The sequence below is a fragment of the Helicobacter sp. 23-1045 genome (genome assembly GCF_053654655.1).
Genome location: NZ_JBSIUR010000003.1, coordinates 75,215 through 89,583, shown reverse-complemented (window position 1 = coordinate 89,583; position 14,369 = coordinate 75,215). Strand labels below are relative to the sequence as shown.

17 protein-coding genes are annotated in these 14,369 nt (G+C 43.1%); 11 read left to right on the top strand and 6 right to left on the bottom strand.

Translation table 11 applies throughout. The annotated features are described in order from the left end of the window. Positions 1 to 54: 54 nt before the first annotated feature. Entirely contained in the window at positions 55 to 849 is a 795-nt protein-coding gene (locus ACWIUE_RS04235; RefSeq protein WP_454135176.1) for a TonB family protein, read from the top strand. A 192-nt stretch (positions 850 to 1,041) separates the two neighbouring features. On the opposite strand, the gene ACWIUE_RS04230 is transcribed toward ACWIUE_RS04235, so the two are convergent. Both ACWIUE_RS04230 and ACWIUE_RS04225 read right to left on the bottom strand, forming a co-directional pair. Continuing rightward, positions 1,042 to 2,418: an anaerobic C4-dicarboxylate transporter gene (locus tag ACWIUE_RS04230; RefSeq protein ID WP_454135174.1), complete on the bottom strand. Its 1,377-nt coding sequence runs from the start codon at positions 2,416 to 2,418 to the stop codon at positions 1,042 to 1,044. A 79-nt stretch (positions 2,419 to 2,497) separates the two neighbouring features. Next, a complete protein-coding gene (locus ACWIUE_RS04225) occupies positions 2,498 to 2,746 on the bottom strand; it encodes a hypothetical protein (RefSeq protein ID WP_454135172.1) in 249 nt (82 codons plus the stop codon). A 41-nt stretch (positions 2,747 to 2,787) separates the two neighbouring features. Here ACWIUE_RS04225 and ACWIUE_RS04220 point away from each other — a divergent pair, with 41 nt between their 5' ends. From ACWIUE_RS04220 to ACWIUE_RS04205, 4 genes are read left to right on the top strand one after another with little or no spacing between them, the layout of a single operon-like run. Continuing rightward, positions 2,788 to 2,970: a hypothetical protein gene (locus tag ACWIUE_RS04220; RefSeq protein ID WP_454135170.1), complete on the top strand. Its 183-nt coding sequence runs from the start codon at positions 2,788 to 2,790 to the stop codon at positions 2,968 to 2,970. Between the two features lie 21 nt (positions 2,971 to 2,991). After that, a complete protein-coding gene (gene flgE / locus ACWIUE_RS04215; RefSeq protein WP_454135169.1) occupies positions 2,992 to 5,142 on the top strand; it encodes a flagellar hook protein FlgE in 2,151 nt (716 codons plus the stop codon). A gap of 14 nt (positions 5,143 to 5,156) precedes the next feature. Continuing rightward, positions 5,157 to 7,574, top strand: a complete 2,418-nt coding sequence (locus ACWIUE_RS04210; protein WP_454135167.1) for a motility associated factor glycosyltransferase family protein — start codon at positions 5,157 to 5,159, stop codon at positions 7,572 to 7,574. 1 nt (position 7,575) lies between these two features. Continuing rightward, complete coding sequence (locus ACWIUE_RS04205) at positions 7,576 to 8,028, top strand: tRNA (cytidine(34)-2'-O)-methyltransferase (RefSeq protein WP_454135165.1); 453 nt, start codon at positions 7,576 to 7,578, stop codon at positions 8,026 to 8,028. Positions 8,029 to 8,110: 82 nt separating this feature from the next. Here ACWIUE_RS04205 and ACWIUE_RS04200 read toward each other — a convergent pair whose 3' ends face one another. The 3 genes from ACWIUE_RS04200 to ACWIUE_RS04190 form a co-directional block, all read right to left on the bottom strand. After that, positions 8,111 to 8,965, bottom strand: a complete 855-nt coding sequence (locus ACWIUE_RS04200) for a hypothetical protein (protein ID WP_454135164.1) — start codon at positions 8,963 to 8,965, stop codon at positions 8,111 to 8,113. A gap of 85 nt (positions 8,966 to 9,050) precedes the next feature. Then, positions 9,051 to 9,302, bottom strand: a complete 252-nt coding sequence (locus ACWIUE_RS04195; protein ID WP_454135162.1) for a type II toxin-antitoxin system RelE family toxin — start codon at positions 9,300 to 9,302, stop codon at positions 9,051 to 9,053. After that, the gene (locus ACWIUE_RS04190; RefSeq protein ID WP_454135160.1) at positions 9,295 to 9,528 is read right to left on the bottom strand and encodes a ribbon-helix-helix protein, CopG family; all 234 of its coding nucleotides are present in this window, start codon (positions 9,526 to 9,528) and stop codon (positions 9,295 to 9,297) included. Before ACWIUE_RS04190 ends, ACWIUE_RS04195 begins: the two co-directional genes overlap by 8 nt. A 96-nt stretch (positions 9,529 to 9,624) precedes the next feature. Here ACWIUE_RS04190 and uppS point away from each other — a divergent pair, with 96 nt between their 5' ends. The 6 genes from uppS to ACWIUE_RS04160 all read left to right on the top strand — a co-directional run bounded on the left by uppS (position 9,625) and on the right by ACWIUE_RS04160 (position 14,013). Next, on the top strand, positions 9,625 to 10,422 hold the full coding sequence (gene uppS, locus ACWIUE_RS04185; protein ID WP_454135159.1) for a polyprenyl diphosphate synthase: 798 nt from the start codon (positions 9,625 to 9,627) through the stop codon (positions 10,420 to 10,422). A 23-nt stretch (positions 10,423 to 10,445) separates the two neighbouring features. Beyond that, entirely contained in the window at positions 10,446 to 10,568 is a 123-nt protein-coding gene (locus tag ACWIUE_RS04180) for a hypothetical protein (RefSeq protein WP_454135157.1), read from the top strand. 25 nt (positions 10,569 to 10,593) lie between these two features. Next, positions 10,594 to 11,436 carry an ATP phosphoribosyltransferase regulatory subunit gene (locus tag ACWIUE_RS04175; RefSeq protein WP_454135156.1) on the top strand — a complete coding sequence of 281 codons (843 nt, stop codon included), beginning with the start codon at positions 10,594 to 10,596 and terminating at the stop codon, positions 11,434 to 11,436. Positions 11,437 to 11,541: 105 nt separating this feature from the next. Beyond that, on the top strand, positions 11,542 to 13,668 hold the full coding sequence (locus ACWIUE_RS04170) for a carbon starvation CstA family protein (RefSeq protein WP_454135154.1): 2,127 nt from the start codon (positions 11,542 to 11,544) through the stop codon (positions 13,666 to 13,668). Next, positions 13,665 to 13,883 (top strand): KCU-star family selenoprotein, encoded by a 219-nt coding sequence (kcuS, locus tag ACWIUE_RS04165; RefSeq protein ID WP_454135152.1) that lies wholly within the window; start codon positions 13,665 to 13,667, stop codon positions 13,881 to 13,883. The genes ACWIUE_RS04170 and kcuS overlap by 4 nt, the downstream gene beginning before the upstream one ends. Continuing rightward, positions 13,861 to 14,013 carry a hypothetical protein gene (locus tag ACWIUE_RS04160; RefSeq protein WP_454135150.1) on the top strand — a complete coding sequence of 51 codons (153 nt, stop codon included), beginning with the start codon at positions 13,861 to 13,863 and terminating at the stop codon, positions 14,011 to 14,013. Before kcuS ends, ACWIUE_RS04160 begins: the two co-directional genes overlap by 23 nt. Positions 14,014 to 14,118: 105 nt before the next feature. Here the strand turns inward: ACWIUE_RS04160 and ACWIUE_RS04155 are convergent, their stop codons facing one another. Further along, complete coding sequence (locus tag ACWIUE_RS04155) at positions 14,119 to 14,346, bottom strand: hypothetical protein (RefSeq protein WP_454135148.1); 228 nt, start codon at positions 14,344 to 14,346, stop codon at positions 14,119 to 14,121. Positions 14,347 to 14,369: the final 23 nt, after the last annotated feature.

The window sequence follows — 14,369 nt, the reverse complement described above, 5'->3', positions numbered from 1 at the left end:
CTACCCCATTTTCGCCCAATCTCGCGCAAATCTCGCAAAATCTAGGACATCGCAATGCAAGAAAATCTAGCACTTTTTAGGCAAAATGCGATTTTAAAAGCACTGCTTTTCTCGCTTTTAGCGCATATCATCGCCATTTTTGCGCTGTATTTTGTGAATAAAAATCTGCACTTTTTTACCCCGCAAACGCCCAAAAAAGTGCAGTTAGGATTTAAGCGCGGTGGCGATTCTGCGGTGAAAAATTCTCCACATAAAATCAACTCATCTATCCCTAAAAATCTGCCACATTCTACGCCAAATCCCCCCGCGCCACCGCAAAATCAAGCAATTTCAAAAACCGCAGAATCTCCCCAAAATCCCGCAGATTCTGCGCTAAATGCGCTAAATTTATCATCCTTGCAACTTTACAATGGCGCAAATATAAATCCAAATTTGCCCCACCAAAAACGCCAAGAAATGATACGCTACATCGCAAGCAGGGCAATTCCAAGCGATATCAAAGCGGAGATTTTTGAACTTTATGGCGATGAATTGGGCGATTATGGGATGGCGGAGATTGATTTCATCATCAATAATTTGCGCAATATAGGGCGTATCACGCAATATCATATCAATCGGCGCGGGTATCCGCAGGGCGCACTTGCGCTGAACTTGCAGGGGAAAAATGTCATCGAGTTTTACCTGCATCCAAATGGCGATATTTCCGAGCTGCGCGTGATTTCTAGCGCAAACTCAATCATTTTGGATAATGATATGCTGACAAATATTAAGATTGCTTTTAGGGAGTATCCGCGCCCCACCACGAAGGTAAAACTGCGATTTTATATGACTTATTCGCTGATGGAGTGAGATTCTGCAAATTTCGCAGAATCTCGCACGAAAATCGCAGAATCTGCCACCACTTCGTCATTGCGAGATTCTGCGTTTGACACAGAATCGTGGCAATCTATTTTAATTTCGTGGATTGCAACGAAGTCGCCATAAGTGCGACTTCTCGCAATGACGGATTTTGCGCTAGATTCTGCGAATTTGCTTAAAATCCTATAAAAATCCCGCTACTAGCGCGAGTAGCCACCCTGCCACGCAAGAGCTAAATACGCCAATTAGCCCCGGGATAATAAAGCTATGATTTATCACAAACCGCCCAATGTGCGTAGTCCCCGAGCGGTCAAACTGAATTGTCGCCAAATCGCTTGGATAAGTAGGCAAAATGTAGTATCCATAGCACGCCGCTGAAAATGCCACGATTATGCCCGGCTCCACGCCAATGCCAAGTGCGAGTGGCACGAACGCCGCTAGTGCCGCCGCTTGTGAATTTACGAACTTTGAAATAAGAAGCAACATCACCGCATAAGTCCAAGGGTGCTCTTGCACCACGCCACCAAGCGCATTTTTAAGCATTGGCGTATGCACGGCAAACATCGAATCTGCCATCCACGAAATCCCAAACACCGCCACCATCGCAATCATACCTGATTTAAAAATCGCGTTATTGCCTATGTCGCTGACTTTTACCTTTGTAAAAATCACTAGCGCAGAGCCCGCAATTAGCATAAACATTTGAATCACAGCAACCATATTCATAGGCTTACCGCCAAATGATGGGCGCAAATCGCTGAAAATCCCTAGCACCGCCACAATCGCAATCGCCCCAAGAAATATCCACATCGCCACCCACTGAATCATAGGGAGTTTCGCACCCAAAAGCGTTTTGCTCTCGCCATAGACATATTCTTTGAATTTGGGGTCTTTGATACGCTCTTGAAACGCTTCATCTTTATCCAAATCCTTGCCCCGAAACCACGAGTAAATCCCCACGCACAGCACGCCAAACGCACCGCTTGGGATTGTGATTTTTAGCAAGTCGATATATCCATCAAATCCCTGTATTTGCTTTACGCCAGAGGCTAAAAGCATCGCTGTGAGACTTACCACCGCCACGCTCACAGGTGAGCAGATAATCCCCATTTGCGAAGCGATAGACGCCCCTGCCATAGGACGCTCGGGGCGGATATTATTTTTTATCGCGATATCATAGATGATAGGCATCATCGTATAAACCACGTGCCCCGTCCCGCACAAAATCGTTAGAAACCAAGTCACAAACGGCGCAAGTATCGTTAGAAACTTTGGATTGCGCCGTAAAATCCGCTCCGCGATTTGTAGCATCACATCTAGTCCGCCGCTTGATAGCAAAGTCGCACTCGCCACCACCACGCAAAGGATTGTGAAAATCACATCAATGCTAGGCTTGCCCGGCGCGACATTAAAAAGAAATGTCAGCACAAAAATGCCAATCCCACCTAGCAATCCAAGCGCAATACCGCCCTTTTTCGCCCCATAAAACAAGCAAATCAAAACGATGATTAGCTGAATGGTAAATTGCGTCCCATCGCTCAAAGTTGTCAAAAAGTCCATAAAATGCCCCCTAAAATGATATTAGATTCGCATAAGCGCGCAAATCAAACGCTTCAAACTATCATTTGCAACATTGCGCTTATCGCATCGCAACGCCTTTAAATGAAGTTTGCGCGGGGCGGGGAGAAAATAAATGTGAATTTAGTTGTAACGGGGGGGGGGATTTTGTGTTTTTAAATATGCTTTGAATCGTAGAATCTGTTTTAGATTCGCTTTGAATCGTGGATATTTTAGATTCGCCTTGAATCGCAAAATCTATGGGCGTTTCGTAAAATGAAAATGCTGATAAAAATGTCGAATTGAAAAAAGTTGAATTCAAAAATATCAAGCTACGCCCCCAAAATCCCAAAATAATTGCGCGTTTCTACGATGATTTTACTAAAAGTTTTCTTAAAGATTTTTCAAAAAAGGGCAGAGCGGATTGTGCGGATTTTGAAGCAAGATTCTGTGATTTTCGCACAAGATTTATACAAATTTTCAAGCAAGATTCTGCAAATCGCAGAATCTAAATTGCAATTTTTAGGAATATTATTTGCTTACAAATCGCAATAATTTCTAAATAAAAGGATAGATATGTTAAGGTCTTTGTGGTCTGGTGTAAGCGGAATGCAAGCGCACCAAATAGCGTTAGATGTGGAAAGTAACAACATTGCAAATGTCAATACAGTGGGTTTCAAATACTCGCGCGCAAGTTTTGTGGATATGCTTAGCCAAATCAAGCGAATCGCCTCTTCGCCCTACAAAAACGGGCTTGGAGGGCAAAATGACTTCTCAATCGGGCTAGGCGTGGGTATCGAAGCCACTACCAAAGTTTTCTCGCAGGGCAACACGCAAAATACAGACATTAAAACGGATTTGGCGATTGAGGGCGATGGATTTTTCATCGTTAGCCCCGATAGGGGGATTACGCATAATTACACGCGGAATGGCGAATTTCTCTTTGATGCAAATGGTAATTTGGTAAATACGGGCGGTTATATCGTGCAAGGGTGGATTCGCGGGGAGTTAGAAAATGTCGAGTATATGACGGAGGATGAATTTTTCAAAGTCGATCACACAGGACCCATTCGTAGCATTCAAATCGACCCTGCGATGGTTATGCCTGCCAAATCTACTTCATCAATTTCGCTTCGTGCGAATCTAAACGCAGGGCGCAAGGCAGACCAGATGGTTCCGCTCTCCGCGCTTGACTCATCTATCGCCACTGAAATCGACCCTGAAATCCCAATCTATGATTCAGCAAACAAACTGCGTCAAATCGCCTATGATATGGGTGCGCTTTTTAACGCGGATGGCGATGCACTCGCGCTAAAAGAAAATCAGGGACTTTGGATTAGCTATCAAACCGCGCAAATGCGCCAAAATGTGCAAAATACAAATGAGACAAGCACTATCGGCATAAATGGGCAAGAAATCTCTTTTACAAATGATTCAGCAGTGACTGGCATTTCATCGCTTATCGCTGCGCAAAATGCCATAAATGCCACGAGCGACAAAACCGGCGTGGAGGCTTATATCGATAATGGCGCACTTCGCTTGGAGAATAAAAATGAGCGCGATGGCGATGAAAAGACGAAAAATATCATCATCACAAGCGGTGGCACAGGCGCATTGGCGAATTTCAAAGAAGGCGATAGCGTGATTACGGCGTTTTCTTATCAATATACAAACGCACAGGACGCCGATTCAACCGCGGGGCAGTTTAGGACGACAGAGGATTTACGCGCTTTAATGCAGCAAGATGCAAATATCGTGAAAAATCCGCAGGTTACTTATGGCGATTCGACTGCGAGTGTGTTTGTGAGTGTGAATCGCTATGGTATGTTTGAGATTGAAAATGCCGATGATGGCGATGATATTAAGAATAATCTAAATATCGCGGTAAGTAGTTTTTATAATGATAATATCACAAATAATGTGATTTTGAAAGATGTGATGCGGGGCATCGCGACTACTTCGCTTGTGGAGGGTGGCAATGTGGCGAGTTCAGGCGTCTTTGGCGTGGCGACTCACGCTACAAGTGTCGATGTGGTGGATAGTTTAGGCTCAAAGCACACGGTGCGCTTTGAGTTTTATAAGATTTCGGGTAATGAGTGGAGCTTCCGCGCGATTTTGCCCGAACCTGCGCAATTTATCGGCGGTAGCCCCACTCGCCCAAATATTTTGGAGGGCGGACGCGCGGTGTTTAACTCGGATGGCTCACTAGCGGGGATGAATCCGCCCGTGCTTCAATTTGACCCTAAAAATGGCTCGACTTCGCCACAGCGATTAGAACTCGCATTTGGCGATAACGGCACTTTTGGCGGACTAACGAGCGTAGATAGAATTTCTGAAACTTATACAATCTCGCAAAATGGCTACATCGCGGGGGATTTGGTGGATATCCGCTTTGACGCAAATGGGACGCTTTTAGGCTCATTTACCAACGGCAAGGCACTCGCACTCGCGCAAGTCGCACTCGCAAACTTCGCAAATAACGCAGGACTCCAAGCCGAAGGTGGCAATATTTTTAGCCAAAGTGGCAACTCAGGCGACCCCATCATCGGCGCACCAAACACAGGGCGCAGGGGGGGCGTGAGTGGCTCAAAGCTAGAGATGAGCAATGTGGATTTATCCCGCGCACTAACGCAACTAATAGTCGTTCAGCGGGGCTTTCAAGCAAACTCCAAAGCCGTAACGACTTCTGACCAAATCTTAAATACACTTTTAGGACTTAAACAATAGAGAGTCTAATTGAGGTGCTGATTCGCGCCCAGCAGGGCGATGAATCCGCCTATAAAAATGCGCAAATCATAATGCAAAATCGAATGCTAAAAAATATCGCATTTTTTGAGCGTAACAAAATCGCAAAATCGCTTCAAAATGCGCTAAATGGCGCGAATCGCAAATATCAACTCTATTTTACACAAGATGAAATAAACATAGTGGATTTGCAAAATCGCCGTTTTCTCTACCCCAAAGGCGCGTTTGTAAGTGTGGCGCAAAATATCGCCCAAACCCCGCTAAACAACGATAAATGGCGCATTTACGCAAACAATCTGCGCTTAAAAAAATTGCAAAAAAATAGCGATGGAAATTATGGCGTAGCGAATTTAAAAGCGACAGCGGAGGCGATAAATAAAATGGTGGGTATTGCAAATTATGCGAACGCAGAATCCAAACTCTCTCCCTCCCTTGCGGAGGGCAAACTTCAATCTCTCCCCCTCCCTTGCGGAGGGGGATTAAGGGGGTGGGTAGATTCGCAAAAAAAAAGTAGTGCAAAATCCACTATAAACGCAGAATCTAGCGCAATTTCGCAGAATCTTAACGCAGAATCTAATCCACAAAATACCCACCCCCTAGCCCCCTCCGCAAGGGAGGGGGAACAAAAGACAGAATCTGCTCCCGCTTCGTCATTGCGAGTTTGCGATAGCAAGGCGAAGCAATCCGCAGGATTTGCGAACGAAGTGAAGCAACCATCCAAATCACGCGAATCTAATAAAAAACACGAATCAATGACCCAAAAGCGAATCAATACAAATTCGTTGCAAGTAAGCGATTCGCCCAAAACACAGATTATTCCTAATGGATTGCCACGATTCGGCGTTGCCAAATCTCGCAATGACGAAACAACCCGCGAATACGCGCAAGAGACAATCGCGCAAAATGCCTACCATCTCCCTCCACTATTTCTCCCCCAAACCAATATTTTCGGGCTTTGTGGCGGACTATTTTTGGATATTTTATTAGAAATGGGCTATTTTTTTCACTCACTTTTGATTTATGAAGAGGAAGCCGAACTTTTCGCGCTCTCAAACTACTTTGTCGATTATGAGTTGCTTTTTTCGCGCACCAGCCCCAAATCCTGCTATATTTTCATCGAAAACCTGCTAAATAAGGGACTTTTAAACCACTACTTTTATAGCAAAAAAATTACAAATAATTTTCTGCGATTAGAGCTATCACTGCTAAAAAGCCCCAAAATAGAGGCGTTCAAGCAACTCACATTTGAGACATATCGTGCAAATGCGCGTGGGTGGGGGAGTTTTGAGGACGAAATGGTGGGGCTAAAAAATGCCTTTATAAACGCCAAAAACGCGCCATTTTTGCGCCTAAATCACAAGCTAAAAACCCCAATTTGCGTGGTAGGGAGCGGTCCTAGCCTTGAATCAAATATCAATTTTATCCGCGCAAATCAAAACAAAATGCTGATTTTTAGCTGTGGCACGGCGTTAAAGGTGCTAAAAGCGCATAAGATTCGCATAGATTTTCAAATCGAAATCGAGCGCGTCCCCTATCTTGCGGAGGTTTTGCAAAGTTCAAATTTAGGCGACACAGCCACGCTTTGCGCTTCGCTTGTCAATCCAAAAGTGTTGCAAATATCGCAAAACACGCTACTTTTTATGCGTGGCGGAAGCGCGGCAAGTTATATTTTCGATAAAATCGCGCCCCAAATCGCCCCGCTTGAATTTTGCGCTCCGTTTGTAGGAAACGCTGGATTTAGCCTAGCTTGCGCGATGAGCGATGAAATCATAATGTGCGGAATGGACTGCGGATTTGTGCGTGGCTTTGCCAAACACGCAAGCGGCTCAATCTACGGCGATGAACGCGCCGAAATCCCAGCTGATTGCTTCAAAGTAGAGGGGAATTGCGCGGATTTTGAAGTGTTTGGCAACGCGATTTTTTCTTTAAGCAAAGAGAGTTTTGCCCTTGCAATAGCGCATTACAAGCCAAAATCCGTGCATAATTTAAGCTTTGGGGCAAAAATCAAAGGCGCGGTTTTTGCGCCAAATCTTACCCTAAAATCCATCGCAAAAAGGGAAAAATTACCGCATTTTTTGATAAGCGAATCGCAAGTAGATTTGGCAAAGGCGGATTTGAAAAAAGGCGCGATTTTATTTGCGGGTGAGCTTATAAATGCCCTAAATTGCGAGATTTCAACCAAAGAGCAATTATTTGCATTTATCGATAAAATGAGCGAATTTTTGGCGCACACAAGCCAAAATAATCCCAAAGTAGGCATTTTGTTTGAAGGCTCAATGTGCCATTTACTGCAAAGCGCGATGATTGCAATGCTTGTCGTCAAAAGCAACGACATAAAAACGCCATTTTGCGCGTGTAGGACGGCGATTTTAGGGGCGATAGCGGACTTTGAAGCACAAATAAAGGAATTATAAAATGCTAAATATCGTTTTGCACGAGCCACGAATCCCGCACAACACGGGCAATATCGGGCGTCTCTGCCTTGCACTAAATGCGAGGCTTCATCTTATCTATCCGCTGGGATTTACCATCGATGACAAGCACCTAAAACGCGCAGGAATGGATTATTTTGAAAAGATTTCGCTTGTAAAATGGGATAATTTTGGCGCATTTGAGCGCGACAATCCTATCGATTTAAATCACTTTTTTTTAAGCACAAAGGCGAATCGTAGCTATTTTGAGGCGCGATTCGCTGATGGGTGCTTTTTGCATTTCGGCAGGGAGGATAAGGGACTGCCTTTGGAGCTGATAAATGCGCATTTTGCGCAAACCTATAAAATCCCTATGCAAAATAACGCGCGAAGTTTAAATCTCTCAAATGCCGTTAGTATCGTGGCGTATGAAGTAGTGCGACAAAATATGCGCTAGATTCTGCGAAATTACGCAAATTCGTAGAATCTAATATTTTTTGTGGGAGATTCTGCGCTAAATCGCAGAATCTAGTAAATTTTTAGAACATATATGAATATTTAAACATAATATTTGCTCCAAGTATATTGGAGATATGAAGTCTAATAGGAATGATTTCAAATCTATGATGTGTGCCTATAACTGTGTGGATTCCAAGTTGAAATAATCCACTTGCGCTACCAGCATTGCCTAATCGTGCATATCCTGCCCCTAATCCTAAAAACACGCCCAGCGTCTCTGTATAGTTGCGTCCCATATCGCCTTCCACATATAAGTCAGCATATCCTAATCCTCTAAATCCATTTACTGCGCTCATTTTTTGATTGGCGGTAATGGCGTTTATGCTATACTCAAACTCCCCCGTGAAGCGAATACCGCTATTTCTATTAAATGCAAGCTGATATCCAAGAAATGCGTTTAATGTGCCATTAAGATTTGATGTGTTATTAACATTTGCATTTTGCAATGCACTTAAACTCAAACCTGCTCCGCCACCTATCCCCGCACCAAGGAAAAATCCGCTTCGCTTTCTTGTGAGACTGAATTGATATTCTTTACTTTCTTTTGCCTTTTGCTTTGCCCTTGCTTGCTTTCTTTTAATATCCGCCTCAGAATCTACCCAGCGCGTAATATCTGTATTATCAGCACTTTTATCATTCCTAATTGCGCTTTGTGAGGCGTCATACGCTTCATTATCCGCGACTTCATCGCCTTCATCGGCGTATTCTATCGCGTCCGCGTCATCCGCGTATTCCACGCCTTCATCGCCTTCGTCCGCATATTCATCCACATACTCGACTTCATCCTCATACATAATCTCATCGCTCTCTTGCGCGACGCCCTGCGATGCGATTAAACTCAACCCTAGCAATATGCTTAACGCTACTTTACTCATTAAAATCTCCGTTTTGATTTAATTTAGGTAATATCGAAAATAAAGCGCGAAATTTTAACAAAATTATTATATTTAAACGCAGAATCTAATAAATATCTTTACGATAATTGATACTAATCACGCAAATTAGCAACTTTGCGCCATCTTTTATATAAATAATGCGAAATTTTCCCGCCCTTTTGCGAAACTTGCCTTTATATTTGCCTTTTAGTGCCTTATCACCGCTAAAATTGCCATTTTGCAAATCTAATAATTTTGCTTTAATTAGCGTTTTGTCCTTTGGATTTAGTTTGGCAACAAAGAGATTTTCGCTTTCTTCGATGATGACTTCATACATTATCTAATCCCGTTTTTGCGAAAAATTCATCTAGCGAAATCGCCTTTCTTTTTCCTGCTTTTATATCATCTAAAATCTTATCGCTCACCATTTCATCGATTTTATCTTGATATGCTAAAATCGCGCGTTCAATTAACTTCGTGCGAGTGAGATTCATCTCTCTTGCCGCAGAATCTAGCATATCCAAAATGTCATTATCAAGTCGCAAATTTATCATTGATTTCATACTTTTACTCCCAAAAAAATATATACGATTATATATACAAAAACTTAAATTAAAATATTTTTCGCTAAAATTTGCACTTTTTTACAAGGAAACATTTTGCAGCAAAATACATTAAATCATCTCGCAATTATAATGGATGGCAACGGCAGGTGGGCGAAAAATCGAACTTTGCCACGCACGGATGGACACAAAATGGGCGCAAAAGTCATCCGCAAAATCACGCAGTGGTGCGCCAAAAATCACATAGATTTTCTCACGCTCTACGCGTTTTCTACGGAGAATTGGCAGCGTCCAAAGAGTGAAGTGAGTTTTTTGATGAAGTTGCTAGAAAAATATTTGAGGGATGAGGAAAAAACTTATATTGAAAATAATATCAAATTTAAGGCGATTGGCGATATTAGTGCGTTTTCGCCAAAACTGCGGGACTTGATAGCGCACCTTGAAGCAAAAACCGCGCAAAATACCGCACTCACGCAAATTCTCGCGCTAAATTATGGCGCAAAAGATGAAATCGCAAGGGCGATAAAAAAAATGATGGATTTTGAAAATTTTTGTCATTCTGAGCGAAGCGTTAGCGAAGCGAAGAATCTCAAAAATGAAAACAGAGATTTTTCGCCTACGGCTCAAAATGACAAGGCAAAAGAAGCAAAACTCACAAAAGAGCAAATTTTGCAAATCTTTGAATCCGCCCTTGACACCGCAAATATCCCGCCTGTGGATTTGCTAGTGCGCACGGGCGGGGAGATGCGCCTATCAAACTTTCTGCTTTATCAATGCGCCTATGCGGAGTTGTATTTTTCAAAAACGCTGTTTCCGGACTTTGAGACGGATGAGTTGAGTGAAATTGTGGATGATTTTAGAGTGCGAAATCGGCGATTTGGCGAGGTAAAATAGCGCAGAATCTGGCGCACTTTTATTTGCGAGATTCTGCGATTTGCAAAATTGTGGCAATTCACGCACGAGATTCTGCGAATTTACCAAAATCCACGCGAGATTCTGCGAAAATCGCAGAATCTGCTATAATTTTCGCATTAAATTAAAGCATTTAAATTAAAAGGATAGATTGTGATTTTAGGTTACGAAGTGCCGCAAGGTAGCACGATTCACTTTGGTAGTAGCGCGAAGTTAAAAAGAGAGATTGAAAAAATCGCCGTTGAGATTTTTTACGAAAATCATTTCGAGGAAATCTCCACGCCAAGTTTCAATTTCACAAACGATGAGCGCATTTTAGGCAAGCGAAAGATTATCCGCATAAGCACCGATGGGAATAAACAGATGATTTTGCGAAATGATAATACAATCGATGTCATTAAGATTTTGAACCGCCACCTGCGGAATTTGGGGCATAAAAAGTGGTTTTATATTCAGCCGGCATTTTCCTATCCAAGCACGCAAATTGAGCAAATTGGCGCGGAGTGCATTGGGCGGGGCGATGAAAATATCGCAAGTATGCTGTGCGTGGCGGTTAGCATTTTTGCAAGGTTAGATTTAAATCCCATTTTACAAATCGCAAATATGAAAATTCCTCGCCTCTGCGCCGATGAAAGCGGGATGGATATTGAGATTTTTTCGCAAATGCAAGTGCAAAAAATTGCAAAAAAACATAAATATTTGCGCGATTTGCTCTTTGTGCAGGATAAAACTTCGCTAATAAATTACACAAAAACCGCCCCTGCGTTTCTCCAAAGCGAACTGCAAAAATTACTTGCTAGTGCGAGTTTCTGCGAGTATGAAAATATGATTTTTTCCCCGCTTTATTATCCAAAGATTGGTTATTATGATAATATTTTTTTTCGTGCTTTTAGCGGAAATCGCGTGTTTTTGCGGGGTGGAAAATATGTGATTGATAAGATACATTCAAGCGGATTTGCGATTTATACGAATGAAATCGTAGAATTTATGCTGTGAGATTCTGCGTTTTTACAAAAAATTCGCAGAATCTTAATAATTTTATAAAAATACAAGCAAAATTGTGCTAAATTGCCTCGCATTTTTAAATCAAAAGGAGGAAATATGAATGCGATTGTGAAAAATATCGGTTGGGCGTTGCTCGCCGTGATTGCAGCGTGGTGCTTTGGCGTGCTTGCGTTGCATCAGGGCGAGAGCATAAGTGCCACTTGGCTTGTGGTGGCGGCGGTGTGCTTTTATATGATAGGCTATCGATTTTATAGCAAGTATATCGCAGAAAAGGTGTTAGAGTTGGATGATAATCGCGCCACACCTGCGATAGTTAAAAACGATGGGCGCGACTTTGTGCCGACAAATAAAATCGTGCTTTTTGGGCATCACTTCGCGGCGATTGCTGGGGCAGGACCGCTTGTAGGACCGATTTTGGCGGCGCAAATGGGATATTTGCCAAGTCTTATTTGGATTGTTGTGGGCGTTGTTTTGGCAGGTGCGGTGCACGATATGACCGTGCTTTTCATCTCAATGAGACGCAATGGCAAGAGTTTGGGCGAAATGATAAAATTAGAACTTGGCAAAGGCGTAGGTAGCATCGCAATGATTGGGATTTTGGCGATTATGATGCTAATCATCGCCATTCTTGCGCTTGTCGTGGTAAATGCACTCGCAGAATCTCCGTGGGGACTTTTCACTATCGCTATGACTATTCCCATTGCGATTTTTATGGGCGTTTATATGCGATTTTTGCGACCGGGACGAGTTGGTGAGGCGAGCGTGATTGGATTTGTGCTACTAATTTTAGCACTTTATTTTGGGCGAGATGTCGCGGCAAGTGAGACTTTGAGTGCCATTTTCACGCTATCGCCTGTTACGCTAACTTACATAATTATCATTTATGGATTTATCGCGGCGATTTTGCCTGTGTGGTTTTTGCTCGCACCTCGCGATTATTTAAGCACATTCTTAAAAATCGGCGTAATCGTGCTTATGGCAGGTGGGATTTTGGTAGTCGCACCTGATATTCAATTTAGCGCAACTACAAAATACATCGATGGCACGGGACCTGTGTTTAGCGGACAACTTTTCCCATTTTTGTTTATAACTATTGCGTGTGGGGCAATTAGCGGGTTTCACGCACTTGTATCAAGCGGAACTACGCCAAAAATGTTAGAGAAAGAATCGCACACACGAATGGTCGGCTATGGCTCGATGATTATGGAATCTGCGGTCGCGGTGATGGCGTTAATTGCCGCTGTGATTTTAACTCCGGGATTATATTTCTCTGTGAATGTCGCACCAGCAGGGCTTGGCACGGCAGGAATTAGCGATGCCAAAGAAGCAGCAGCGATTGCCGCGCAGACAATTAGCTCTTGGGGCTTTACAATCAGTCCAGAGGATATCATCAATAAGGCGCAAGAGATTGGCGAAAACTCGATTTTAAGCAAAACAGGCGGTGCGCCGACATTTGCGATTGGACTAGCGACTATTATCGCGCAAGTGCCTATTTTTAACGCTGGTTCAACTGCGTTTTGGTATCACTTTGCGATTTTGTTTGAGGCGCTCTTCATTTTAACGGCGGTGGATGCGGGGACTCGCGCAGGACGCTTTATGGTGCAAGATGTGTTGGGTAATGTTTATAAACCCATTGGCAATATTCAATCGATGTTTTGGGGTGTGGTGGCGACTTTGATTTGTGTCGCTGGATGGGGATATATCCTCTATCAAGGCGTGACCGACCCGCAAGGCGGGATAAAATCGCTTTGGACGCTTTTTGGCGTGTCAAACCAAATGCTCGCAGGTATCGCACTTCTAACGGTTATAACGATACTTTTCAAAATGGGTAAAGCAAAACAAGCGTGGGTTGCGATACTCCCTGCTGTGTGGGTGCTATTTAGCACATTGTATGCGGGTGTTTGTAAGCTATTGCCTTCAAACGGCGAGAAAATCCACGATTCAGTCTCGCACATCGCACAATGGCAAATAAACAGCACAAAAGCTGCCGAAGCACTCGCACAAGGGCTAACCGAGCAAGCGGACAAGTTTCAAACGATTGCCACAAACAACTTTATAAACGCATTTTTGTGCGCACTATTTATGTTTGTAACCTGCCTTGTGCTGATTCAGTGTGTGCGAATCTGCCTAAAATGTGTGAAAGGCGAAAATGACATCCCACTAGCCGAAACAGACTATGTAAAAGCTAGCGATTACGAAGGCAAAATCGCAGCACACGGATGAAAAGGGAGATAAAAGAGCTTATAGGGCGCATTTCGCGCCTTTATAGGCGTTCGGATAGATTTTTTCACCTACTAGTGGGGCTTCCTAGCTATGATAAATATATCGAGCATATGGAGAATCATCACCCTGATAGGACGCCAAAATCGCGCAAAGAGTTTTTCAAAGAGTGCATTGAGAAAAAATACGGCGCAGGTGGCGGCGGCAAGTGCTGTTGAGAGATTGCTAGATTCTGCGAAATTCGCGCGTTTTGAGCAGAAAACGCAGAATCTAAGCGCAATTTATCGCAGAATCTGCCCCCACTTCGTCATTGCGAGATTTGGCGAATGCCAAATCGTGGCAATCTAATCAAATTAAATTCGCAGAATCTAATTCGAAAAATTACCAAAATCGCAGAATCTGGTATGAAATCAATCTTTTTTGCTACAATTTCATCTTTATAAATTTCACAAATTAGGATTTTTGCAAATGAAACGCTACGAGAGAGAGAGAGAGAGAGAGAGAACGGCGCGGTGCGCTAAATAAGGCAGATTCTGCGAAAAACGCAGAATCTAATCGCAAAAATAACGCAGATTCTGCGAAATTCGCAGAATCTAATACGAAAAATCCCCAAAATCCCGCAGATTCTGCGCTAGATTCTGCTAAAACTTCAAATTTTACACGAGTTTCTGCGAATCGCACGAAAAACGCAGAATCTAAAATAA